The organism is Streptomyces violascens (genome assembly GCF_014649955.1).
Classification (GTDB): domain Bacteria; phylum Actinomycetota; class Actinomycetes; order Streptomycetales; family Streptomycetaceae; genus Streptomyces; species Streptomyces violascens.
Map to the genome: position 1 here is coordinate 1 of NZ_BMUA01000018.1, position 22,804 is coordinate 22,804.

General features: G+C 67.9%; 21 protein-coding genes and 5 pseudogenes. 17 read left to right on the forward strand and 9 right to left on the reverse strand.

The genetic code is table 11. The features are described 5' to 3' along the window. The first annotated feature begins 140 nt into the window (after positions 1-140). Complete coding sequence (locus IE206_RS28500; RefSeq protein WP_229853226.1) at positions 141-1,259, forward strand: pentapeptide repeat-containing protein; 1,119 nt, start codon at positions 141-143, stop codon at positions 1,257-1,259. 34 nt (positions 1,260-1,293) lie between these two features. Here IE206_RS28500 and IE206_RS28505 read toward each other — a convergent pair. Then, positions 1,294-1,623, reverse strand: a pseudogene (locus tag IE206_RS28505) (transposase); the annotation flags it as partial. Between the two features lie 106 nt (positions 1,624-1,729). On the opposite strand from IE206_RS28505, the gene IE206_RS28510 reads away from it, so the two are divergent. After that, positions 1,730-3,307 carry an ISL3 family transposase gene (locus IE206_RS28510; protein WP_189967046.1) on the forward strand — a complete coding sequence of 526 codons (1,578 nt, stop codon included), beginning with the start codon at positions 1,730-1,732 and terminating at the stop codon, positions 3,305-3,307. A gap of 339 nt (positions 3,308-3,646) precedes the next feature. Here the strand turns inward: IE206_RS28510 and IE206_RS28515 are convergent, their stop codons facing one another. Next, the gene (locus tag IE206_RS28515) at positions 3,647-3,892 is read right to left on the reverse strand and encodes a hypothetical protein (protein ID WP_189967047.1); all 246 of its coding nucleotides are present in this window, start codon (positions 3,890-3,892) and stop codon (positions 3,647-3,649) included. A 471-nt stretch (positions 3,893-4,363) separates the two neighbouring features. On the opposite strand from IE206_RS28515, the gene IE206_RS28520 reads away from it, so the two are divergent. Continuing rightward, positions 4,364-5,530, forward strand: coding sequence for a GDSL-type esterase/lipase family protein (locus IE206_RS28520; RefSeq protein WP_189967318.1), 1,167 nt, complete (start codon positions 4,364-4,366; stop codon positions 5,528-5,530). A 305-nt stretch (positions 5,531-5,835) separates the two neighbouring features. Here IE206_RS28520 and IE206_RS28525 read toward each other — a convergent pair whose 3' ends face one another. Both IE206_RS28525 and IE206_RS28530 read right to left on the reverse strand, forming a co-directional pair. Continuing rightward, positions 5,836-6,159 carry a transposase gene (locus IE206_RS28525; RefSeq protein WP_229853228.1) on the reverse strand — a complete coding sequence of 108 codons (324 nt, stop codon included), beginning with the start codon at positions 6,157-6,159 and terminating at the stop codon, positions 5,836-5,838. Between the two features lie 479 nt (positions 6,160-6,638). Next, positions 6,639-7,144: pseudogene (locus tag IE206_RS28530) on the reverse strand (DEAD/DEAH box helicase family protein); the annotation flags it as partial. 44 nt (positions 7,145-7,188) lie between these two features. On the opposite strand from IE206_RS28530, the pseudogene IE206_RS43615 reads away from it, so the two are divergent. Then, a pseudogene (locus IE206_RS43615) lies at positions 7,189-7,374 on the forward strand (IS5/IS1182 family transposase); the annotation flags it as partial. Positions 7,375-7,461: 87 nt separating this feature from the next. Here the strand turns inward: IE206_RS43615 and IE206_RS28535 are convergent. After that, entirely contained in the window at positions 7,462-8,004 is a 543-nt protein-coding gene (locus tag IE206_RS28535; RefSeq protein WP_189967050.1) for a CGNR zinc finger domain-containing protein, read from the reverse strand. A 160-nt stretch (positions 8,005-8,164) separates the two neighbouring features. On the opposite strand from IE206_RS28535, the gene IE206_RS28540 reads away from it, so the two are divergent. The 5 genes from IE206_RS28540 to IE206_RS43230 all read left to right on the forward strand — a co-directional run bounded on the left by IE206_RS28540 (position 8,165) and on the right by IE206_RS43230 (position 12,125). Then, positions 8,165-8,620 (forward strand): VOC family protein, encoded by a 456-nt coding sequence (locus IE206_RS28540; RefSeq protein WP_189967051.1) that lies wholly within the window; start codon positions 8,165-8,167, stop codon positions 8,618-8,620. Between the two features lie 57 nt (positions 8,621-8,677). Continuing rightward, positions 8,678-9,559, forward strand: coding sequence for a pyridoxamine 5'-phosphate oxidase family protein (locus tag IE206_RS28545; RefSeq protein WP_189967053.1), 882 nt, complete (start codon positions 8,678-8,680; stop codon positions 9,557-9,559). Between the two features lie 395 nt (positions 9,560-9,954). Further along, positions 9,955-10,383: a hypothetical protein gene (locus IE206_RS28550; protein ID WP_189967055.1), complete on the forward strand. Its 429-nt coding sequence runs from the start codon at positions 9,955-9,957 to the stop codon at positions 10,381-10,383. A gap of 919 nt (positions 10,384-11,302) precedes the next feature. Continuing rightward, a complete protein-coding gene (locus tag IE206_RS28555) occupies positions 11,303-11,515 on the forward strand; it encodes a hypothetical protein (protein WP_189967057.1) in 213 nt (70 codons plus the stop codon). A 136-nt stretch (positions 11,516-11,651) separates the two neighbouring features. Next, positions 11,652-12,125: a DUF3846 domain-containing protein gene (locus IE206_RS43230; RefSeq protein ID WP_189967059.1), complete on the forward strand. Its 474-nt coding sequence runs from the start codon at positions 11,652-11,654 to the stop codon at positions 12,123-12,125. Positions 12,126-12,229: 104 nt separating this feature from the next. Here the strand turns inward: IE206_RS43230 and IE206_RS28565 are convergent. After that, positions 12,230-12,379: pseudogene (locus IE206_RS28565) on the reverse strand (IS701 family transposase); the annotation flags it as partial. A 109-nt stretch (positions 12,380-12,488) separates the two neighbouring features. On the opposite strand from IE206_RS28565, the gene IE206_RS28570 reads away from it, so the two are divergent. The 4 genes from IE206_RS28570 (at position 12,489) to IE206_RS28585 (ending at position 16,544) form a co-directional block, all read left to right on the forward strand. Then, positions 12,489-12,965, forward strand: a complete 477-nt coding sequence (locus IE206_RS28570) for a winged helix-turn-helix transcriptional regulator (protein WP_229853230.1) — start codon at positions 12,489-12,491, stop codon at positions 12,963-12,965. A gap of 120 nt (positions 12,966-13,085) precedes the next feature. Continuing rightward, positions 13,086-13,940, forward strand: coding sequence for an alpha/beta fold hydrolase (locus IE206_RS28575; protein WP_189967061.1), 855 nt, complete (start codon positions 13,086-13,088; stop codon positions 13,938-13,940). A gap of 22 nt (positions 13,941-13,962) precedes the next feature. Next, positions 13,963-14,364, forward strand: coding sequence for a nuclear transport factor 2 family protein (locus IE206_RS28580; RefSeq protein WP_189967063.1), 402 nt, complete (start codon positions 13,963-13,965; stop codon positions 14,362-14,364). 947 nt (positions 14,365-15,311) lie between these two features. After that, entirely contained in the window at positions 15,312-16,544 is a 1,233-nt protein-coding gene (locus IE206_RS28585) for a hypothetical protein (protein ID WP_189967065.1), read from the forward strand. A 499-nt stretch (positions 16,545-17,043) separates the two neighbouring features. On the opposite strand, the gene IE206_RS28590 is transcribed toward IE206_RS28585, so the two are convergent. From IE206_RS28590 to IE206_RS28600, 3 genes are all read right to left on the reverse strand, one after another. Further along, positions 17,044-17,613 carry a GmrSD restriction endonuclease domain-containing protein gene (locus IE206_RS28590; protein WP_229853231.1) on the reverse strand — a complete coding sequence of 190 codons (570 nt, stop codon included), beginning with the start codon at positions 17,611-17,613 and terminating at the stop codon, positions 17,044-17,046. Between the two features lie 525 nt (positions 17,614-18,138). Then, positions 18,139-18,480, reverse strand: coding sequence for a hypothetical protein (locus IE206_RS28595; RefSeq protein WP_189967067.1), 342 nt, complete (start codon positions 18,478-18,480; stop codon positions 18,139-18,141). Positions 18,481-18,572: 92 nt separating this feature from the next. Continuing rightward, a complete protein-coding gene (locus IE206_RS28600) occupies positions 18,573-19,226 on the reverse strand; it encodes a hypothetical protein (RefSeq protein ID WP_189967070.1) in 654 nt (217 codons plus the stop codon). A gap of 587 nt (positions 19,227-19,813) precedes the next feature. On the opposite strand from IE206_RS28600, the gene IE206_RS28605 reads away from it, so the two are divergent. The 4 genes and pseudogenes from IE206_RS28605 to IE206_RS28625 all read left to right on the forward strand — a co-directional run bounded on the left by IE206_RS28605 (position 19,814) and on the right by IE206_RS28625 (position 22,198). Further along, a complete protein-coding gene (locus IE206_RS28605) occupies positions 19,814-20,077 on the forward strand; it encodes a DUF6234 family protein (RefSeq protein WP_189967072.1) in 264 nt (87 codons plus the stop codon). Positions 20,078-20,185: 108 nt separating this feature from the next. After that, positions 20,186-20,971, forward strand: coding sequence for a DUF4253 domain-containing protein (locus IE206_RS28610; RefSeq protein WP_229853232.1), 786 nt, complete (start codon positions 20,186-20,188; stop codon positions 20,969-20,971). Positions 20,972-21,028: 57 nt separating this feature from the next. Continuing rightward, on the forward strand, positions 21,029-21,403 hold the full coding sequence (locus IE206_RS43620; protein WP_373300993.1) for a transposase: 375 nt from the start codon (positions 21,029-21,031) through the stop codon (positions 21,401-21,403). A gap of 377 nt (positions 21,404-21,780) precedes the next feature. Then, positions 21,781-22,198, forward strand: a pseudogene (locus tag IE206_RS28625) (VOC family protein). Positions 22,199-22,804 lie beyond the last annotated feature (606 nt).

Sequence of the window (22,804 nt, forward strand, 5' to 3'; positions counted from 1 at the left end):
GAACAACCCGCTGGAGCGACAACCGCTCTGTATGGGCTGTTGAGAACGAATTAGGTTCACCGGCTTCGGCCTTGCCCTAGGATCCTCTGGCTATGGGGGGATCTTTTCGTGACCGGTGGTGTCTGACTCGTGCCGTTGCTGTGGCGCTGGCCGCACTGACTGTGATCGTGTTACTGGGCGTCGTGCTCCTGGTTCTTCCAGGGCTGATAGTCGACCACGACCTCGCAGGCGGCCACCTCGCTGCGGCGGACCGGCTGAACGCGGTGAACAACGTGCGCACCACGCTTCTGCAGACGGTTGGCGGTGCGGTCGTCCTGTTCGGCGCCTATGCCACGTGGCGGCAGTTGCGCGTCAGCCAGGACGGGCTGAACGCAACCCGAGAGGGGAACATCACCGATCGCTTCAGCCGGGCCGTGGATCAGCTCGGCAGTGACAAGCTGGACGTGCGGATCGGAGGTATCTACGCACTGTGGCGGATTGCGGATCATTCCGACCGCGACCGCGAGGCGGTCGTCTCCATCATGGCGGCGTATGTGCGGACACACCTTCCCTGGCCGCCGCAGGAACCCGCAGTTCCGGCGGCGGACGTGTCCATTAACTCGGTGCCCCCGTTGGAGACCCGCGCCGCGGACGCTCAGACGGCGCTGACCTGTCTAGGGGTCCTGTACCAGGAACGCCGTCCGGAGTGGCTCAACGTCAGCTTGACCGATCTGCGCCGAGCCGACTGTGACGGATTGTGGCTGCACGGAGTCAACTTCGATGGCGCATGCATGGAAGCAGCGAGCGTCTACCAGGTCAACCTGAGCAAGGCGTCACTGATCGCCGCCAACCTGCGGCATGCCGAACTCGGCACCTCCGTCCTCCACCAGGTCCGCTGTCTGCATGCCGATCTGCGCGGCGCACGTCTAGTCAAAGCCGACTTGAGGTCGGCGGACTTCTCCCGTGCGGACCTGCGGGAGGCGAACCTGCGCAAGACCCGTGCCCAGGGCGCCGTGTTCGCTGGCGCGGACCTGCGGTTGACCGACCTCCGGGGCTGCGACCTCACCGACGCAGATCTACGGGAGGCGAGGCTGGAAGGCGCGCTGGCGAGCGACCTTACGATCTGGCCGACCGGCTTCGACGCCCGAACAGCCGGCGTCGTTGTCACCGCGGACCCTGGCATCGAACCGGACAATCTGCTTCCGGCTGCCGCGCTCACGAGGCGAGTCCCGCTGCTGCAATCGGAGCCGATGCACGGTCCGTCAGCGTCGGCGAATTGAGCAATCAGGCAGCGCAGTCGATGGGCCGTCCGCCTCAGCGGATGCCCTTCTCGCTGCGGATGCGGGCGCGTTCCCTGCGCTGAGCGGCGAGCACGTCGGGGTGACGGGCGTTGGCGTTGCGCCAGCGCAGGTAGTGGTGCAGGGCCTGGGTCTGCGCGGGATGGCTGCGGTGGTTTGAGTTGGCCAGGGTGAACTGCCGCAGCGGGCCGAAGTGCGCCTCGATCGGGTTGGCCCAGGAGGCGTAGGTCGGGATGAAGCACAGTTCGACCTTGTTCTTCATCGCCCAGCGGCGGATGTCCGCGCCGGTGTGGGCGGAGAGGTTGTCCAGAATGATGTAGATCGGAGCGCCGTCGGGTCGGGCGGCGGTGTGGACGTTCACGTATTTGGTTTAGGCCGCGATTCCGTGAATCCCCAGGTCGTTGTCGGACTGCGGGAACGTTTCGCGCGGGCATTGCCCTGGTATGGGGGTCATGGCGGTCGAGGATGTGCTGTTTCCCGGGATCGATGTGCGAGTCACGGCGGTGCACGTCACCGCGGAGGGGATCGCTGTCGAGGCCACGTCGTGCGGGCGGCCGCCGCCGTGTCCGGACTGCGGCTGTCCGGGACGTCGCGTGCACTCGCGATACGTGCGGCGGATAGCCGAACGCCGCTCTGTCGGGCGGCCGTTGGTCATCTCGCTCAGCGTGCGCCGCTTCTTCTGCGAACGGGCCTCGTGCCGATGGCGGACGTTCGTCGAGCAGGTCTCGGACCTGAGGGAGCGGTACCGGCGTCACAGCGTCGGGCTGCGGCGATGGATGCAGGCCATTGCGACGTTCCTGGGCGGGTGTCCTGGTGAACGCCTGTGCCAGGTCCTGCAGTTACCCACCAGGCGCACTCACCTGCTGGGGTTGCTCACTGCCCCGGCGGTGCCCGAGATGGCGCCTCGGGTGCTGGGAGTTGACGAGTTCGCCTTCCGGAAGGGATGGCGTTACGGCACTGTCCTGGTCGACGTCGAGGCGGCCCGGGTCGTGGACGTCCTGCCGGACCGGGACGTGGCGACCTTTGCCACCTGGCTGCGTGAACACCCCGGCGCGGAGATCATTTGTAGAGACAGGGCCAGCGCCTACTCCAGTGCCGTCCACGAAGCGGCCCCCGGCGCTCAGGAGATCGCCGATCGATGGCACCTGCTGCACAACCTCTTCTCCGCGGTCGAGAAAACATGCCACCAGCACCGCCCCTGCCTGCGCAAACAGGCCGAAGCCGACCGCGACACTGAGCCCCGGCGGATCATCAATCCGCTGCCTCCGCCGACTCTGCCGCCCACGAAGATGGCCGTCCGTACCGTCGACCGGTACTCGGACATCCACCGGCTGCTCGCGCAGGAACAGACCATCTCAGAGATCGCCCGGCGTCTGCACCTGGACCGCAAGACCGTCCGACACTTCCGCGACACCAGCCTCGACGAACTGCTGGCCTCGTCCCGGCGCGGCCGGCCCAAGGGAGTCCTCGAGCCGTTCACCGCTTACCTCACCGAACGGTTCACCGACGGTGTGACCAGCCCGACCGACCTCTTCCGCGAGATCCGTCAACGCGGCTACCAGGGCAGCGATCTGCCCGTGCGCCGCTACGTGACCGGACTCAAGAGCGGGACCGTCGAACCCGCCCGCGGAGCCATCCCGAGCCCGCGCAAGATCACAACCTGGATCATGGTGCCCCGCGGCGCTCTGAAGCCCCGCGAGGAGGACGAACTCCTGAAAGCCCGCCTGGCGTGTCCGGACATCGCCCGGGCCTACGACCTCGCCCGGACCTTCCACGAACTGCTCCAACACCGGTGCGGCCATCGGCTCTTGGAGTGGGTCCGCCAGGCTGAGCACGACACACCCGCCCCCATCTTGTCCTTCGCGCAGAGCCTGTGCCTCGACCTCGACGCCGTCACCGCCGGCCTCACACTGCCCTGGAGTTCAGGCATCGTCGAAAGCCACGTCAATCGCATCAAGACCATCAAGCGAAGCATGTACGGCCGAGCCTCGTTCCGCCTCCTGCGCACCCGCATCTTGCTCCGAGCATGAGCCGGGGATTCACGCAATCGCGGCCTGAACCAATTCCGTGACCGTCGACACACCGCAACCCCCGGGCATTCCCCGACGGCCACGTCGTCGACATCACCACCCCGCGCGGCGTACCCCTGCTCGCGTTCGGCGGTGGTGCGCACTACTGCCCCGGCGCAGTCCTGTCCCGTACCGAACTGGCCGAAGCCCTCGCCGTACTCACCGGCCGCTTGGCCCCGCCACGCATCGCCGGACCGGAGACCCTTCCGCTGGATTTCGGCTCGCAGTGACCCATCCCCGCGTGGCGGCTGTGACCCGCCGTTGAAATCAACATCGTGACTCCGGCCGTATCCCCCGTGTTCAGCCACCGCAGCCCAGGGGGACGGGATCTTCCTCGGGCGGATCCTTGTATGACCAGCAGCCGCAGTCTTCGACCAGGCACTTGGTATCGGGGCCGTTGTGCACGTCGTACGCGTGCGCGCAACCGTGGCAGGCGGTGGTGGCGGAGCCTCCGCTATCGGTGACCATGTCGATGGTGAGTCCGATCGCGAACAGGGCCAGCGGCGTGAACGCGAAGATCGCGAGTATCCAGTCGTCCCGGGTCAACGGTCCATCCTCCGTGTCCTGTCAACGGTCCACTTCGATGGGCCGCTTGGCAAGATTGCCGTCAGTAGTGATGACCGGCCAGCAGGAGGCCGTTCCCGAACTCATGGCTTCCCCTTTCCCGGCCGGTCTGGTTCGGCAGGGGGTGTACCTCGGCATACGGAAGCACCGGCAGGCTGCTGGTGGTCACAGACGCCTGGTGGTCGAACGTCGGGTACGGGAGATTCCGCACCTGCGAAAACGCTGACTACCCGGCCTTGGGGCCAGGGCCCTTCCGTCCGTCCTTGCGCGGTCTGCCTGCAGCACGCGCTGGTGGAGTGGGGCGCTGAGAGTTCTGGGCGGCCAGTGAGCGCTGTGCTGGGCCGACGCCAACAAGTTTAGATGGCAAGGAATGCTGGTGTGTCGGGAGACAGTCGGGGAGCTCGGGCGCATACGAGCATCCGGGCCCGAGAGCATGGAGGAGGAGTGGTGATGATGCGGACGGTTCCGCTGGTGGGTGGGCCGGTGGAGTTACGCGGTGCGCTGGATTTGGAGAAGACGTCGTCGGGGGTCATGCCTCGCCGGTTGCCCGCGTGGACCAAGGAGCAGTACCAGGATCCGTCGGTCTACGGGGTGACGGTGATGCCGTCGGGGGTGCGGCTGGTGTTCCGCACCGATGCGCGTGAGCTGGAGTTTGACGTACTCACCTCGACAGGGCAGCTGGATTCCGACCCCGGTCCTCGCCCGACGGGGATGCTGGAATTGCTGGTGGACGGTGCCCATGCCGGGCGCCGGCGAGCGCCGGTGGGCAATGTGGTGCGGATGGCGGGCCCCGGGGCTGCGCAGCGAGTGATCCCGGGGAAGCCGGGGACCGTACGGTTCGGCGGGCTGGCGGCCGGCATGAAGAGTGTCGAACTGTGGCTGCCGCAGCAGACGCCTACGGAGCTGGTGGCCCTGCGTGCTGATGGTGAGGTGCTGGCACCGCTGCCGGACGGGCGGCGCCGCTGGGTGCACCACGGCAGTTCCATCAGCCACTGCCTCGAAGCCGACGGCCCCACCGGGACCTGGCCGGTGGTGGCGGCTGCGCTCGGGGGAGTGGAGGTGATCAACCTCAGCCAGGCGGGCAACGACATGCTGGACCCCTATGTCGCCCGGACGATCCGCGACATGCCCGCCGACCTGATCAGTCTCAAGGCGGGCATCAACATCGTGGGCCTGGCCACCTTCCGGGTGCGGACGTTCGGCCCGGCGGTCCACGGATTTCTCGACACGATCCGGGACGGCCACCCGGACACCCCGCTGCTGCTGATGTCCCCGGTGAGCTGTCCAGCCCTTGAGTCGACTCCCGGTCCGACCGCGATCGGCCGGGACGGGAGAATCACAGCCCTGGGCGACCCGGCCGATGTGGCGCGCGGGGCGTTGACGCTGAAGGTGGTCCGTGAGGAGCTGGCCCGGATCGTGGCGGTCCGGCGAGCCCGCGATCCCCACCTGCACTATCTCGACGGACGCGAACTGCTCGGCCCGCACGAGGTGGCCGACCTTGCCGACGGCCTGCACCCCACCGCCGCCGCATACCGCCGGATGGGCAAACGCTTCGCCGCACATGCCTTCCCCGACGACGGCCCGTTCCACCCCCACCCGCTCACCCGGCCGGCCAACTGATATGGAGAGCATCCGTGTCAAGTAGTCGTGCAGATTCCTCCCCGGAGCAGGGCATGGGGATGCGTGATCGAGGAATAAGCCGATGGGAGACGGCCTGGGTGTGGCATGTCCGTTCGACGCGCGGTCAGACTGATATGCGCGGCGGGTTGGCTACCGCAGGACCGGTTGTGCGTCGGGAGGGTGCCGCCGGTCCAGCAGCGAGCGTGGTCACGCCCTATGGCGGCGGGGCTGCTCAAGTTGGCATCGCGGGTCCTCCTCGCGCCGCCTGCCCAACGGCCGTCTCGCATCGGTGGTTTGGGGGCCGGTCAGGATTGGTGCTCGTCCATCACGGCGAGGCTCCAGCACCAGCCGGCCAGTTCGCGGGCGACGGCCACCACGGCGATGGTGGGCGGCTTGTTGCGGGCGTCGAAACGCCTCCACCGCTGGTGCAGCCTTCGGTCGCCGCGAGTGGCGCGGTCACGCACGGTCGGCGGCTGAGCGTCCTGGCGGCGGATCAGTGCCCGGTTGGGCCGGTAGGGCTTACGGTGGTGCCAGGCCCCTTCGACCAGCAGGCGCCGGGCGTGGGTGTTGCCGGTCTTCGTGATCGCTCCCTGCGTCCTGCGCTCGCCGCTGGAGTTCTCCGAGGGCACCCGCGGTATCTCTCCCGCAGTCGCCCGGTGGCACGCAAGCCATAACCGACAGGCCTCCACGGCATCCGTCACCGGGTCCTGCCTTGGAGATCTTCGACTCGCGTTCCCGGAGGGCCTCCAGGGCCGGTTTGACGGCTTCGCGGGAGGAGGGCGAGGTTTTCCGTGACGGGCTGGAGGCCCTCCAGTCGTTCAGGAGCTCCTCGCTGGACGCCGAGGCCGAGGCCGCCGGCCAGCGACATCTCCTCTCCGTTGCCGTTACCACTGACGGGGTTGAGGAACCTCCACCCTCACCTGCACTGTCCGGCCCGTGCATCGGCAACCGTGCCGAGGAACTACGCCGCGCTGAGCACGCCAGCCGCCACCGCACCGGCCTCACCCTGACCCTGTGCATCAACTACGGCGGCCGTGCTGAGCTTGTGCAGGCTGCACCTGCTGCCGCGTCGCTATGGCTTCGAGCGGGCGATAGCCAGGGCCGGCGGTGCGGTCTGCAGGAGGGCCGGGCGCCGGCCCCGCCGCGCCTCCTCCGACTCTCCGAGGGCAGGGGAGGGGTCCGTGGTCTCCAGTACGTCGATCTCGAATCCGGCGAGGATCTCGCGCTCGATCGCCTCGGCGAGCCCGAGTTCTGCGAGCCACGGCCCGTACGTGCCGTCCAGGTCGTCGGCCATGCTCGCGATCTCCAACTCCCGGCCGCCGGTGTCCTTCTGCGGCCGGGGCGTGGCCAGGGTGCGCGGGGTCGCGGTCAGGTAGAGCCGAAAGTCTGCCGGGATCCGCTGGTTGTCGTGGATCGCCGCCCACGGCCGTCCCAGATCGCCGGCGGTGCCGTGTGCCTCGTCCACGATGGCGAGGTCGAAGCCGTCCATCTGCTGCCCGTAGAGCCGCTCCCCGCCGGCGAGAGCGGCCTCCAGCGGCCCGCGAACCTTCCCCGCCCCATCGGTGCGTCGATGTCCTCGCGGTCCACCAAGGAGGCATACGTGGCGAACACGACCGGGTGCGGATCCGCACCCATCTCAACTGCGGGATTGCCCCCGGCACCTGAAACGCTCCCACCGGCCTTTGCTGCCGGGCGAGGAGGACGGCAATGCCGCGCATCGCAATGTCCGCGTGAGGGTGGAGCAGGTGATCGGCCGGATGAAGAACTACAGGATCCTCCGCGACTCCCGGCCATACGGCGACGGCCTCTATCACGCTGTCCAGGCCGTCGCTCACATGCACCACCGCTCTCGCATCATGACCAGAGAACCACGATCACTGGCTCTGACCTGCCCAAACGTGGCCTTGCCCGACACGCTTCAGTGAGGCGAATCAGCTCTCGCGGGTGCGGGCGTAGTGACGCGACGCCTTCGCGCGGTTGCCGCACGCCGCCATCGAGCACCAGCGGCGGGTGCCGTTGCGCGAGGTGTCGAAGAAGCGCAGGATGCACGCGTCGTGCGCGCAGGAGCGGATGCGGTCCGGCGCGGCCCGCAGCAGATCGAGGTAGTCACGCGTGGCCGTCCAGGCGGGCCCCCAGGCGGGATCGGCGAACTCCGTGCGCTCGCCCGGGCCTTTGTCGGTGAGTGTTACGCGAATACGGCCGTGTTCCAGGATCTCGTCGACGAGCGCTGCCGCCGCCTGATCGCCCGGGTCCGCCACGGCCCGCTCCAGCGCCTCCCGGGCCCGCAGCAGCGGCCCGAGCGTCGCCTCATCGGCGGCGAAGCGCCGATCCAGAGCGTTGGCGGCGAGCCAGACGGCGAGCCCTTCGGTGCCGGAGAGCAGGTCCTGACGCACGCCCTCGTGCATCCAGCGGGTGTTGAGCAGGTCGAGGGAGATGGGCTCTCCGGTGAGTGGACGCGGGTCGCGCGCAGACATGTCCGGCTCCTCTCGTACGACGGATGCGGCGGAGTGTGCGCCTCCGCCCATCTCTAACCACTAAAGGTTACGTGACTGGTTGCGCGATCCGCATCTAACCCTTTACTCTCATGTTAGAGGTTAGATGACCTCGCACAGACCCCGCTCGGGAGGGACCGCCATGACGGCGACCAGCACGTTCCGCACCGCCCACGTCGGCCTCAATGTGACCGACCTCGACCGCTCGCTCGGCTTCTACCGCGACCTCCTCGGCTTCGAGCTGCTGCACGAAGGCAAGGAGGAGGGCCGCCGCTTCGCGCTGCTCGGCCGGGAGGGGCGGATGACGCTCACGCTCTGGCAGCAGGCCGAGGGCGGATACGCCCCGGACCGCGCCGGGGTGCACCACCTCGCCTTCCGCGTCGACACCCTCGACGAGGTCAAGGCGTACGAGAGCGGACTGCTCGCGGCTGGTGTGGAGTTCGTGTACGAGGGCGTCGTCGCCCACGGCGAGGGCTCGGCCTCCGGGGGCATCTTCTTCCGCGACCCCGACGGCATCCGGCTGGAGATCGCCGCGCCCACCGCGGGCGAGGGTGCTGCCGCACCGGTGGCTGCCGCCCCCACCTGCGGCTTCTTCTAGACCGCCTGCCGAATCGCCCGCGGGAACACCGGCCCGACCGATGAAGGTGGCTACGCCGTGACGACACAGACCGCATTCCATGCCGGGGCCCGGGCCGTCCAGGACCGCCTCGGTGTCCGAGAGCTCGCCGACCACGTGGGCCGCTCCATAGGCCCCGGCATCCGCCCGGTCGCGGCCGCCTTCCTGGAGGTCCAGCCGATGCTGGTACTCGGGGCTGCGGACCCGGCCGGCCTGATGTGGGCCTCGCTGCTGACCGGGGCCCCCGGATTCGCCCGGGCCACCGGGGCGCATCAGATCTCGGTCGCGGGCGGGCCGCGCGGGGGTGACCCCCTGGCCGGCGCGCTCGCGGGCCAGGACGTCCCGGTCGGCACGATCGCCCTCGACCCGCGCACCCGGCGCCGGATGCGGCTCAACGGCACGGCCCGCGCGACCCCGCGCGGCTTCGCCGTTGTGGCCGAGCAGGTCTTCTCCAACTGCCCGAAGTACATCCAGCACCGTGAGATCGAGGCGTACGGCCACAATCAGCCAGGTGAAGTGCGCCACGTCAGCCAACTCACGCCCGAACAGCAGGAGTTCATCCGCAACGCCGACACCTTCTTCATCGCGACCGTCGCACCCGACGGCGTGGACGCCAGTCACCGGGGCGGCAACCCCGGCTTCGTACACGTCGCGTCGCCCGATCGGCTGGAGTGGCGCGACTTCCCGGGCAACAACATGTTCATGACCCTCGGCAACCTGGAGGCCGACCCGCGTGCCGGGCTGCTGTTCGTCGACTGGACGCACGGCACTACGCTCCAGCTCTCCGGCACGGCCCGCACCGAGTACGCGGCGGGGGAGCGGATCACGGGGTTCACTGTCGAGCAGGTGGTGCAGTCGGACGGCGCGAGCCCGCTGCGCTGGTCGGCGCCCGGGTACTCGCCCGCCAACCCGCTGAACTGACCACCGCGATCAGCCGAAACCCGCTCGACCGTCCGAGTCCCGGACCAGGCCCCAACCCTCAACAAGCGGCTGTGTGAACCGTTCCGGGTGCGGTAGAGAGCTCTACCGCACCCGGAACGGTTCAGAGTGTTCTGCGAGGTTCAGTGGTTCTCGTATGTACTTGAAGGATGGTTGTCCGGTTCGGGGGTTTCGTGGCCGACTGGTGGCGCGGGTGGGCTGTGGGTTGCCTGCCGCTGACGGGTGTGTTTTGTGCGACACCTGCGTATGTATGGCCACTCATCCCCTGGACGGGTTCCCCCGCCGCCTGTGATGATCCGTACGCTCTGCCCCGGCGGAAGCCCCGTGCATCCGGCGGGGCAGAGCCACAGACCACGCACCACATCCCAGGGGGAATCATGAAGCCGTCCCGTATGCGCACCCGCATCGGTGGTACCGCGCTCGCCGCCGTCGCCCTTACGGCAGGCGCAGTGGCCATCGCGGCTCCGGCCTCCGCCAAGACGAACGCCATCGCCATCAGTCAGGCCACCTTCGCCGCCCAGCCCAAGCCGGTCATCAAGGTCAAGGTCACCTACTCCTGCGACACCGGCACGTCCCTGCACATCGAGGGCATGGCGAGCGGAGCCGTCAGCAAGAAGACGGTCGCCACCGGCGCCGTCGCCAGCAGCAAGACGGTCTGCGACTACGGCGACCACGTCGCCGAAGTGCAGCTGACCCCGACGACGGGGGCAGTCCTTCGCAAGGGCGACAAGGTCACGCTCGTGGTGAAGACCCGCGACGCCGCCGGTCACATCTACGCCGACGCGTCGAAGTCCACGACCCTCTGAGGGCGGGCGGGGCCGCCGTCCGGCGCGGGAGTGCGGCCCCGCCTGTGGCGGGCACGATGTCGTGCTGGTCCGGCGGCTCTGCCGGCCTCCCGGAAGCGGGGCCCCCGGATCTCCCGCGGCCGGCCATGCCCCACGGAGCCAGAACCGCCGAGCACGACGGACACGCCAACAGGCCCCGGCGCAGCCGCTGTTCAACTTCAACGACATCGGTGTCGACTATCAGCACTCGCTACTTCTCCGCCCGTGCACACGGTGTCGTCGCGCACCAACAGAGATCACACTCCACACCAAGATCAACAAACATGCACACCAGGAGTGTCGCCAGACCCTTTCCCGATGCTCACGCAGAGAGTCGCCTAACAGACGTCGTCCACGACCGCGTCACCGCAGACCCGCGCGATGGCGTTCTACTCGTGGTCGTTCTCCTGGGCTTCTCCGCGTGTGGTGTGACGTCGCATTAGCTGTGTGACCTGGGGTTTTCTCTAGCATCTCTGGGGCTGTCGCGAATGTTGCGACACGTTGCACTGAGATCGGAGGAGACCCTTGAGGGTCTTTCCTGTTCAACTCCCATCCGGCGTCCGGTACTGGACCGTGGTGGACGACGACCTGGCCGTGGTCCCGGAGGCGGACGCCTTCCTGCGGCACGTGCGGTTCGGCCGGGACCAGGCCGAGTTGACGACCCGTACGTACGGCGGGCACATCGCGCTGTACGTGCGGTGGTGTCGGCGTACACCCGAGTGTGCTCAGGCGAGTACACGGCTACGTACCCGCCTTGCTGTCGTCTCTGGCTGGTGGGGAAGACCGCCTCGCCCGCTTGTGAGGGGGTCGGCCCGTGGGAGATTCGCCACCGTCAGCGGCCCCGGTTCTGCAGCTCCGCTGGTGTTGGTCAACAGGCCTCTGCGGCAAGGTCGCCCGCCTGGTGCCGGGTCAGCCGCCAGATCTGGTCCTCGCCGGTCTCGGCCGGGGCGAGGCGCTCGGCGGGGCGGCGCAGGTGTTCGGTGAAGCCGAGGCCCGGGCGTACAAGGCCCCGCCGACCGCGCTCGCGGTGTTGGTGAGGACAGTCAGGGCCCAGGAAGGAAGCCGCTGGATCACCAGATGGGCCCCGCCTGCGCGGAGTTCGAGGAAGGGTTGAGTCGTGCCGTGGGTTGAGGGGCGTGATGTCATCGCCCTCCGGTCCGGTTGGAAGACTCCGTGTATATGGAGCTCTTTCCGGGGACGGCATTGGCCCTTCTCGCAACTGTGTGGCTGTGCCATGAACAGGGCGCAGCGTGCGGCGAGAAACCCCCTGCGGGGCGCATCAGCCCTTTGTCAGGGGGTCGGGGCGGGGCGTTGTCGCGGGGCGTGGCGCACGGCGGCCCGGGTCCGCTGCGCTTCCCCGGCCCGCCTCACCGCGTGCCCGCTCGCTTCGCTCGCCCGGGCCGAGCGCTGCGCGCTCTCACGCGCTGCGGAATCAGGCAGGCGGTCACGTCGACGCGCGGCCCGTCGACGTGACCAGCCAGATCCTGATGTGGGTGGACGAGGACGCCGGGGTCATCGGTAACCGGGCCAACCGCGCGGCCTACAGCCTGACCCGCCTTTACATCCACGGAGCTCTGCCGTACTGCGGTGACGTGGTGTTCGCCGGCTCCACCACCGCGAACGGCGACCTGCGGGGCCTGAGCGCCGATCAGGCGAGCGCGCTGGTGGAGGCCTACCTCGACCACGTGGCCCCGGACCTGATTCCCCGCCAGTTCGTCCACTGATCTCCGCCCCCACCCGCACGCCGGGCCCCGCACCCAAGCCGGGGGCCGGGCGCACCGGACACCGATTGAGAGGAAAGAACCGTGACGTACACGATTGTGGGCGACTGGACCGACTTTCGCCGCCCGCCCAGCGTCAGCCCCCGTAGACAACAGTCACCCTTGGCCCGCTGATCCTTGCGCGGCACCGACGCGAACACGTCAGCGACGAACAACGCCAACTTGGCCCGGGCCCCGTTCACTTCATGTGCGTCCACACCTCTGACAGGCTCCCGTGACGGAGTACTGCTAGTCAGGGCCTCCCCTCGCGCCGAACTAGTATGAGATGGAAACTAGTATCGGTTTACACCTAACGTAGGGGGCGTCGTGACCGGCACCGGCGGCAAGAACCATGTGACCTTCGATGGCGGGCAGGAGTTCATGGCCGCCATCGCGGAGCGCTGGAACTACCTGATCCTGCGCGAAGTCTTCTTCGGCATCAGCCGATTCGGTGAGCTCAAGCGGGCGCTGGGCATCTCCGCGAACATCCTGACGGCTCGGCTCAACGGCCTGGTCGACCTGGGGCTGCTCACCAAGCACGCGTACCGCCAGGACAAGCCGTGGTACGAGTACCGGCTCTCGCACAGTGCCCAGGAGCTCGTCGTCCCTGCCATCGCGGCCATCACCCGCTGGGCCGAGGAGCATGCGAGCGACGGTGTGCGCCACCGGTTCCTGCACACGGAGTGCGACAGTCGGGCCGCCCCCTACCTCGCGTGCAGCAACTGCCACCGGCCGGTCGAGGCATCGACCCTGCGCCCCCTGCCCGCCGAGCAGGAGGGCACCGGCACGGAGGGTGCCCGCTGACAGGAATGGAACAAGGGTGGCCTGAGTCACAGGATCACCAGTAGCAAACGCTAACTAGTCTGAATACGCTACTAGTTAGCAGTGGGATTCCACCGCGCTCCGACTCCTGGGAGGACGATCATGTCGACCACCACGAACGGGCTCGAAGACACCACCGAAAAACTGATTCCCACATCGTTGGGCCTGATCAACGTGCGCATCGGTGGCCGCGACGATGGCCGGCCCATGGTGTTCTGGCCGAGCTTGATGATGGACGGCACCATGTGGGCGTTCCAGTACGAGCATTTCGCCCCGACGCACCGCGTCGTGCTCATCGACAGCCCTGGACACGGCAGGTCCGACGCCCTGCGCAAGACCATCGGCCTGGAGGACTGCTCCACCGCCCTCGTCGAGATCCTCGACGCCCTCGACATCGACAAGTGCGTACTGATCGGCAACAGTTGGGGCGGAATGCTCGCCGGCGTCTTCCCGGCCTACCATCCGGATCGGACCGTGGCCGCGATCGGCATCAACTGCACCGCCTCACTGCCCACGACGTTCGAGAGCATCTGGGCCACGGCGCTGGCCACGTACCTGTCACTGAACTCGACGATGCCCGCGCTGGCCGCCAAGGCCGCGCGCCGCGCCTTCGCCGGACCGAGCGCGGAAGCCTCGAACCCCGAGTTCGTCGAGTACACCAAGACCGTACTCCGTAACGACCCGAAATCCGTGGCATGGGCACTGCGCAGCATCCTGATCGGCCGCAAGGACGAGCATCGTCGCCTGAACACCATCAGGGACGTACCCGTCCTCGTCATCGCCGGCGAGGAGGACAGCCAGTTCCCCGTGCACGTGGTGCGAAAGATGGCCGACGCCATCCCCGGCAGCACGTTTCGCATCCTCCAACACACCGCCCATCTGGCAGCGCGCGAGAACCCCGCTGAGGTCAACGCGGAGATCAACGCCTTCCTCAAGGCCCTGCCCATCGCCGGCTGACCACGACCAAGGAGGCTCTCCCATGTCGACGAACACGGCGCATCCGGCGAACATCCCACCATGGATCCTGAAGTTCATGGACGCCATCGACACCCTGTCGTTTGACGAGGGGTTCGCGCCCCTCACCGACGATACTGAGATGTACTTCGGCACTACACACCTCCATGGCGTCGAGGCCATCAAAGCGTTCTTCGTCAAGATCGACGAACCGCTGCACATCACCCACGAGGTACTGGAGTTCTGGACCGCACCCAACGGCGTCCGACTCCTACGCGGCGAGGCCACCATGTCCAAGAAGAGCGAACCCGGCCGCGTCGTCCACGCCCCGTTCACCCATATCTTCTACCTGGCCGACGAAAACCCACCCCGCATCCGCGAACTACGCATCACCGCAGGCCCGTTGGAGACCCACGCTGTCATGTGACGGACGCCGTGCGCACGGAATTGGCTTGAGTGGGGACAGGGGAGAGGGACGCGACGTGGTGAGGGCCTGGGCTGTCGACGTGGGCGCACGGCTGGCGGCGTTGGAGCTGCCTGGCGGTGATGCGCATGCGCAGGCTGCGCAGATCCGTAGTGTGGTGGGCGGGAGCGCCGAGGCCGCCTGCTACCACCGCGGAACAGTGCTGCACGTCCCCTCGACCGGCATCACGGACGGGCTGGGCCCGAACCTGGCTGGTGCCGGCCCTGATGGCCCTCACCGTGGCGATCCTTGACGACCCGAGTGGACGCCACACCCTCGTGCCGCTCTTGTCCGCCCTGCCATCGACGAGCACCGCCCGCATCCGGCTCCGACACCACGCCCTCCACTGCTCACCCATGATGACCGCGGCGCTCCGCGGAAGCGTCCGTTCCCCCACAAAGCCGTTGGGCAGCCCGCCCCCTTTCCCCAGCCCGCCACCCACCGGGGCAGACTCGCCCCCCCCGCACCATCCCCGCTGTCCTGCCCGAGCACTGGACCACCCCGCTCGACGAGCTCGACGCAGCGAGACGGCAACTGCGGCGGGACGCGGCGATCCGCCTCGTCCAGATCGCCACCGGCCGCTCCCGCCGCTCCGCCGCCCTCTATCTCGGAATCCCCCTGGGGTCGCTGCACTCCGCCACCGTCATCATCCGCCCCTGGCATAAGGAACCAGGCAATGCCGTGGCGTACCAGAATGCCCTTCACTGCGTTGCCGAGATCGCTATCGCCGAAGGCGAAGGCGATCCGTGAGGTGCCTCGGCCAGGTGACGGGTCCCCGTGACGGGGCGGTGCTGCCGCAGCCAGCCCCGGCTGTGAGTATCGAAGTTGGCCCCAAAGCATTCCAGTTGGCCGAGACGGCGCTGCAGAGGGCCCAACCGCTGCGGACGGAGGCATGCGGCAAGATGCGGCGCATGACCCTCTCATCGCGCTTCACCCTGCCGGGCCAGGTCCGAGCTGTGGCCACGTCCGATCCCTCCGGGCCGTTGACCGTGACCGGCTACGGTGCGAATCCCCTGGTGACCGTGATCACGAGGGTCGACCTCTCCGGCAAGGTGGCGTGGCAGCGGACCTACCCCGGGACGGGCATGCCGCAATCCCGTCTGTCCACGGCGGGCACGCTGTGGCTCGCCTACCCGGATGGCGACGGCCGGCTGCTGGAAGGTGTTCTGCCGGACGGATCCACCGGGCCCACCGCCCGTCCGGAGTGCCGCCCCGACGAGGAGATCGGGGCGTTCGTCCTCCTCGACGACGGGTTCGTCATTTCCTGGGTCAGCGCTTCCCGCCTGGTCCGTGGAGAACGAAGCCGGCCCACGTCTGTTCCGGAGCCTCGCGTGGCCCGGTACACGCGCGAGGGCGAGTGCCTCTGGTCCACGCCGATCGTGCTCGGAGCGGTGTCGTTCCCGGGTGTGGTGGAGATGGGAGACCAAACCGGATGGGAGCTCCGGCCGCGTAGACCGTGGGTCCCGGAGGAGATCGGCGTAGACCACTGGGAGCCACTGCTTGTATCGGCCGACCGCATCGCGGCCAGTTTCACCGACACACGGGGCGGTATCGGGCGGACGTTCTTCCTCGACCTGGACAACGGCGAGACCGTGTCGGCCACTTCTCCCGCTCCCGCGGGCCGAAAGGCGATAGCAGGTCCTGGCCAGTTCCTGATCGGGTCCCAGGGCTACGGCGCTTTCACGACCGGACGCTTCGGCCGCGACGGCGCCGAAACCGCGCGCTGGGCCAGCCACGGGGCCATGCTCGTCGGCAAGAACGGCAGCGCAAGCGGCCCCGAGCTCGAAAATCGCCTGCCTTCGAGATCCCGCTTCCGGCGGCTCGCACCGGACAACAGCCTTGTGGACGGGCCGCCGCTGACGGGTTACTACACGTCCTACCCTGCGATGGACCGCGAGGGAACCACGGTGTTCTGGCGCGACGGCAAGCTGCTCGCCGTGGACACGGACCTCGCCGGACACGAGCTGTTCGCCATGGACGACAGCCGAGCGGTCATCGGTCGCGCGCTACTGCTGGACGAAGGCATCGTCGCCATCTCCCTGGACAATGAGGTCCTGGTTTTCCGTACGCCCCTGGGCCCCCTGGCCGAGGGCCCCTGGCCGTGCGGGGAAGCAAACCTCCAGGGCAATCCTCTGCTGAGCTGAAAATGCTGGCGTTACGTGGGCGGAGTCTGAGGCTGTGTTGGCGCTCTTTGAATTTGGCTCTGGCCGCAGTTCCGTGAATCCCCAGGTCAGGGGTCAGAACGCGGGATCGTTTCGGCAACAACGTACTTCCTGCCGTGGCGGGCAAGACGGTTGAGGATGTGCTGTTTCCCGGGATCGATATGCGGGTGGAGGGGGTGAGCGACTCCTCCGGAGTCCTAATAGCGGAGGCGGTGTCGACGGCCCGCCCAGGCCGGTGTCCGAACTGCCGCAAGCAGGCCCGTCGCATTACACAGCACGTATCAACGCGTCCTGGACGAACAGCCGTTGGGTTCGTGCCGGGTCATCGTCCGGCTGCGGGTGCGCCGGTACTTCTGCGACCGGAAGAGCTGTTCCCGCACGACCTTCGTCGAGCAGGGTTACTGAGGGCGCGCCGTTCGTCGTACCCCGCCTGGGTCGGCGGCGGCCTGGTCGCGGCACACCGCCGGCTCCAGGGTGGGCATCAGCTGTCCGGGCAGGTGTCGAGCATTTCGCCCAGTGCGTTCTTCTCCGCTTCGGTGATGTTGAGTTCGTAGGTGTGCTTCATGTCGATCCAGGCCCGCGAGTAGGTGCACCAGTACGACCTGGGCGGGGGCTTCCACTGGTCGGGGGTCTGGTCGCCCTTGGAGCGGTTGGAGGCGGCGGAGACGGTGATGAGTTGGGAGTGGGTGGGGTCGTTGGCGAAGGCCTTGCGCCTGGCGGTGTCCCACAGGTCGGCGCCGGCCCGCCAGCCGGCGGCGAGGGGCACCATGTGGTCGATGGCGACCTGGCTCGCCGCGGTGAGGGTTTTCCCGTCGTACTCGCTGTACCAGGTGCCTTGGACCGCGCGGCACTTGTCGTCTTGGACGACGTTGTGGCCGTCGCGCTGCAGGACGACCTCGCGGGTGTCGCACGGGCCGTACTGGGTGGCCCAGTGCGGGAACTTGGTCCGGCTGTAGCCGGTCATCGCATGCGGGGCCTCCACGTTCAAGTCGCCGAGCTCGTCCCGGGCGATGTCGGCGGGAGGCGGTTCGGGCAGGGCCCGGCGCAGCACAGGGGCGGGGGGCAGCGGCGGCGGATGCCGGGGCGGCGGGAGCCAGGACCGAGGAGAGACCGGCGAGGGCGATGGCGGCGCGTAGCCACCCGCGGGAAGTGATCATGCGACAAGAGATAGCGTCCCGGGCGTGCGGTGATGGCGCTCTTGGGATCTCATCACTCATCCGGGGACGCACCTCCACTGGCGCTGACGTGGGGCCGTTCGTGCGGAGTGGGTTCGTGTGGGTGCGGTCGCTGCTACCCGGTCCCAGCGCCCGGCTTCTGCTTGATGATCGCCACCGCGCTGCGCGGAATGGGCAGGCCCGCCCGCCAGAGCTACGGATGGAAAGGGCTTCCGGTGCGCCGGGTTGTGCGGCCGTGACTGGGCCGGTCCGGACCATCGGCGTTCCGGGAGGGGCGGGGAGTGAAACGTGGTGGAGTTTTGTCCACGCTCGGCTCTCGCCCCTGCCCGAAACGTCGCCACTGGCTCTGCTTCGTTCAGGGAATCGGATGATGCAGAGCACAAAGGTGCAGGAGTGACAGTTTACGATTCATTCCCGGAGGGACGGAATCGCGCAAAGAGGCCGATCGCCAATCCGGCGGCCACTGCTGCTGCGATCAGGGTGACAGGGCCCCCGTGGTTATCGAGGAAGCGCGGCAGGCTGACGCTGATGATGACCGCGAGTACTACTGGCATCGTCAGCTTTGCGGGCAGGGTGGGGGCACCCCGCCTGAGTGTATATATTCCGCCGGCTGTGGCGAGGATTGCCCCGGCTGTCGACACCGCTCCGCTCTGCATGTCGCTTTGCAGGAAAGAGGTGACGGCGGCAGTGGCAAGGAGTGCGCTCATGAGGAACGCCGCTAGGACAAACCAGGGTTTGCGCATATTCCCTCCTAAGTAGTCGTGGCGCACCGCTATTCAGTGGTGCGCCACAATTTGTCACCCGTTAAGGGGTGCCCTACTGCTTGCCTTTTCCGTTAGCAGGTGACTGCGCCGGCGACGGCTCCGCCGATGCCTCCGGCTACCCCTCCGGCGACGGCTCCGGGAGCGCAGCCAGTCACTGCGTCTCCGATGCAGCCGGCTACGGCCCCGGCCGTACCGCTGGCCGTGGTCGACTTGCTGACGCAGCTCAGCCAGTCCGAGAAGCCAAAGGTGGTGATGGCTCCGGCGGCGGCTATCTCATGGCCGTCGATGCTCGTCAGGTTCAGCGTGGCCTTGTCGCCGCCGGTGACCGCCCACTTCCCGGAAAAGACGTGGCTGCCACCCTTGATCGTGGTCCCGGCCGCGTCCAGCTCCTTTCCGTTGGCGTCCTGTACGGCAAGCTGTCCATTGGACTTGACCGCCAGATGGTCTCCCTGGGGCAGGGTGAAATCCATCTGCAGCGACGTCGGCGTCGCGTGGCTGACCTTCACGTGGAAAGCCCCCGTCGAATTTGCCTGGTCGGCCGCATTGGCGGTACCGGTCACCGTACCCAGAAGCAGCCCGGACAGGGCAATAATCGGGGCGGCGGCCCGGCTCATTCGCAACATTTCTTCTATTCCCCCTTCAATTATTTCACTACATGCCGGCGCCGATATCGGCATCACACCCTGGGGCGTGTGGTCATATGCCGAAAGCAACGCCGAAGACATGCAAACACTCCGTAAGGCGCAAGGTCAAACTCGGTCGGTAAACACAGATTCGATGAGAGATCTCTTGAAGAGGCACGCACTCCACGGGCCGGGGATCTCCATCCCGCGTTCACATCAAAGGCAAATAAGCGAATATAGGGCACGTATGTCCCATATGTTCTGCGGGGAGTGTTGATCGGCCCAGGCTGACGATCGGCGCACACGGCGTCGGTCGTGGTGGCCGGACGTGGAGCGGCGCTTGGCTGCCCTTCGCTACGGAAGCCCGCAGACCGTCGTAGCCGGCTCGCGCTGAAGAATGCGGGGGAGTCCGCCGACGGTGGCGAGGGTCTGCACCCCAGGTTCACGGCGGACAGCCGCTCTCCGGTGCGCGGTGGCGCTGCCGGCCGCTTCCGCGGGAAGGGGTGAGAACGCGTACCTGTGCGCGCTACGGCCGACACCGGCATGCTGCCAGCCCATCAGAACGCCCTGCCGAGGTTGCCGCGTTGGCACCCCTGGCCACACCCGACACCTTGGGCAGCGGACCTCGCCGTTGCCATCCCACTGCTCCTGCTGGAAGCGGCGTGGTCGTGCTGGACTGGATGTTCGGCATGGGTATGGAGGTATGGGCGGCGCAGGGAGAACAGGACCAGATCGATGCGGCGAGCCTTGCGCACATCGCACTGGTCCAGGAGTCGCTGATAGCCCTACTCGTCGTGGCGGTCCTCGCCGCCACCTTCCGTGCCCGCTGGACAATGCTCGCGCACCTGCTGGTGGCGCTGCTGGCCTGGCTGGTACTGGCGGCCTCCCAGCACCAGTGGGACCACGGCCACGAACCGCTGCCCGGGTGCGTCCGCTATGACGCGCACCGCTGAGACAGAAAGTGACACGCCTAGGGCCTCTCGTTTGGATCACTGGTGGCGGAGGCATCCTTGGGCCCTGCAAGTAGCTGCACTGTCAGCACCACCGTCTACGGTGCGACCATGTCGTTTGCCCTGCCCGATGGTCTGCCTCCCGGCCGGTTCCTGTCTTCCGGTCCCGCACGCGTGTGGGTCTCGGACGAATTCCCGCATGACATTGAGCGCCTGTGGCCTCACCTGCTGAGCGAGCAAACAGCCTGCGGCCTGGTGCCGCTCCTGTGCTGGCCCGAGGCCATGGGAACACCGATCGGCCTGGCTGACATAAACGCCGTCCGTCTGGAGGAGGTGCTGGCCACGGATTTCGCCGAGTACCGGCGCAGGACGCTGCCCTTCTGGATGGATCCGACGCCGGCTCCGACGCCTGAAGGTATAGAGCCGTGGACACACGACCCGGGGCCGCCTTTCGAGCAGTGGCCGGGCCTGGCACCGCAGGTGCCGACTGCGCCCGCAGGCCCGACGCCCGAGACGGCGGCGGCAAGCCTGCTTACCTGGTTCAGCAAGACGGGACAGTTCGGGCTGGACGAGTGCCGCCTCGTACTCGTCCCTGCCCGTCGCGGCAGCGATGCTCTGGCGTTGATCGGCTGGTCCGCGGAGGCACCGTTGCCTCTGCTGTGTGCACTGCTGCGGAGCTGGGAAGACCGCTTCGGTGCCCAGATCGTGGCGGTGTTCGGCAGCGAGCTGCACGTATCGGTCGCGAGACCTCCCGTTGAAGCAGAGCACGCGAACCTGCTCGCCTTGGAACACGTGCTTTCGACCGCGAACAACATCGTCGATGACCCGCCCACGCCGTTCCCCGAGTACGCGATGGACCTCGTGGGACGGACTTGTTGGTCGTTCTGGTGGGACTAGCCATGACGGCCGGGCTGCCACCCTCGTTGGTCCGGGCGTGCCGTTGACTGATGCGCAGTGGGCGCGGATCGGACCGTTGCTCCCAGATCGGACACCGAAACGCGGGGGGGGGGATGGAGAGACCACCGTGAAGTGATCGACGCGATCGCCTGGAAGTTCCAGACCGGCTCGCAGTGGGTCCACCTGCCGGCGAAGTACGGCAACTGGCGAGGCGCCTATAACCGGCTGCGGATGTGGGCCGTCGACGGCACGTGGGAGCGGGTCTTTACCACGCTCGTCGCGGAGGGCGATGCCGAAGAAGATTCCGACTGGGCCGTCTCGGTTGATTCCACCATCGTGCGCGCTCACCAGCATGCGGCCGGGGCTCGAAAAAGGGGGCCTTGGCTGGCGAGCCTGACGACCATGCCAGCGGCCGGTCCCGCGGCGGACTGACGACGAAGACACGCTGTACCTCACAGGTGGCGTACGACACCGCTGGCGCACCCTGGAGCCGGGCACGCGGGTGCTCGCCGTGGCGGTGTCAGATCATGCCGAGGTCGGCGGGGAGTGATGCTCTCTCGCCTCACTCCCCGCCCGTCCATGAGCCCTTTTCGTCCTCCCGTTGAGACGTGGTGAGGTACGGCGACGGCCTTGATGATGTCGGTGGTGCGGGTTCGTGCTGCCAGGAGATGGCGCTGGATCCGTGCGGTCCAGGAGCTTGTGCCAGCAGCTCTGCACCCACCGCTCCATGACCGAGTTCACCTCAGCGGCCGCCGCCGGCCGCCTGGGGAAGCAGGAGGAACCGGCATGGCGATTCGGCCGATGCATACGTGGGCATCGTCGTCGAGGGGACATGGATGCCGCCATCGCGTTCTTCGCGAAACTCAGTCGGGAGCCGGAGGGCGGGGCGGAGGGTCAGGGACTCGTCGCCGACCGGTGCACCGGATTCCACGGCGTCCGCTGTGACATCGCGATGGTCCGCGCCCCGGACGGTCACAGCCGCCTCGAACTGGCGAAGTGCCGCAGCCCCGCGGCGATCCGCGGCGGACGCGCAACCGGCCGCACATCATTGTGGGCACGCACCACGTCAGGTTCGCCGTCTACGACATCGAGGACACTGTCGCCTGGCTGTGCCCTCACCGTGCCGAACTCGTCGGCGAGATCGCCCGGTTCGAGGACAGCTGCCTGCTCTGCTACGTCCGTGGCCCGGAAGGCACCGGCGTTGGCCTGGCCGAGCAGCTGCGCTGAGGGGGAGGAATCCGAACCGGGCAGCCGGACGAGACCATCGAGGTTCCGAACCACGGTCAGCCGGGAGCCACCGGACCCCGACGTGACCCACTCGGCCTACGTTGCCAAGGGCAAAACCCCGCGCGACGTCAGGAACGCGAGACACCGGTGGTCGTCTGCCTTCTGCTGCCAGCGCGGATCCGGAACGTCGCCGGAAGCGGGCGGGGCGGACGGAGAAGTCGATGCCAAGCCGTGGCCCCGAGCATGGCCCCGGCCGTGCCGGGGGCGTCCGCCAGACCCGCTGCCCCGGGAAGCGGCGGATAGGACCGGCGCCGCCCGTACGGCGAAGCCGAGGCGGCGTGCCAGTTGTCGTACGCCGTGACAGATGCGAGACGCTCGAACTCGGCGTGGTACGGCAGGATCGGCCGCGCCTATGGCGGCCGGCGGGCAGGTCTGACAGGCCGTCAGTTCCAGGAGGTGTGTACTGTGTGTCCGGGGCTTGGACGTGCATTGACGCTCCAAGTGGTGTCCGGCTACGTTCTGCCGCATGCAGCAGCACTGTTTCCTGACAACCCGCGGTCACATCGACCACATGCGGGTGTGCTCTGCTGCCTGTCGCCCCTGTTG

Bases quoted from the DNA above. Each gene is read 5' to 3' on its own strand.
- IE206_RS28535 (WP_189967050.1), bottom strand. From the start codon at position 8,004: ATGTCTGCGCGCGACCCGCGTCCACTCACCGGAGAGCCCATCTCCCTC.
- IE206_RS28540 (WP_189967051.1), top strand. From the start codon at position 8,165: ATGACGGCGACCAGCACGTTCCGCACCGCCCACGTCGGCCTCAATGTG.
- IE206_RS28550 (WP_189967055.1), top strand. From the start codon at position 9,955: ATGAAGCCGTCCCGTATGCGCACCCGCATCGGTGGTACCGCGCTCGCC.
- IE206_RS28600 (WP_189967070.1), bottom strand. From the start codon at position 19,226: ATGTCTTCGGCGTTGCTTTCGGCATATGACCACACGCCCCAGGGTGTG.
- IE206_RS28580 (WP_189967063.1), top strand. From the start codon at position 13,963: ATGTCGACGAACACGGCGCATCCGGCGAACATCCCACCATGGATCCTG.
- IE206_RS28585 (WP_189967065.1), top strand. From the start codon at position 15,312: ATGACCCTCTCATCGCGCTTCACCCTGCCGGGCCAGGTCCGAGCTGTG.
- IE206_RS28605 (WP_189967072.1), top strand. From the start codon at position 19,814: ATGGGTATGGAGGTATGGGCGGCGCAGGGAGAACAGGACCAGATCGAT.
- IE206_RS28575 (WP_189967061.1), top strand. From the start codon at position 13,086: ATGTCGACCACCACGAACGGGCTCGAAGACACCACCGAAAAACTGATT.
- IE206_RS28595 (WP_189967067.1), bottom strand. From the start codon at position 18,480: ATGCGCAAACCCTGGTTTGTCCTAGCGGCGTTCCTCATGAGCGCACTC.
- IE206_RS28510 (WP_189967046.1), top strand. From the start codon at position 1,730: ATGGCGGTCGAGGATGTGCTGTTTCCCGGGATCGATGTGCGAGTCACG.
- IE206_RS28520 (WP_189967318.1), top strand. From the start codon at position 4,364: ATGCGGACGGTTCCGCTGGTGGGTGGGCCGGTGGAGTTACGCGGTGCG.
- IE206_RS28610 (WP_229853232.1), top strand. From the start codon at position 20,186: ATGTCGTTTGCCCTGCCCGATGGTCTGCCTCCCGGCCGGTTCCTGTCT.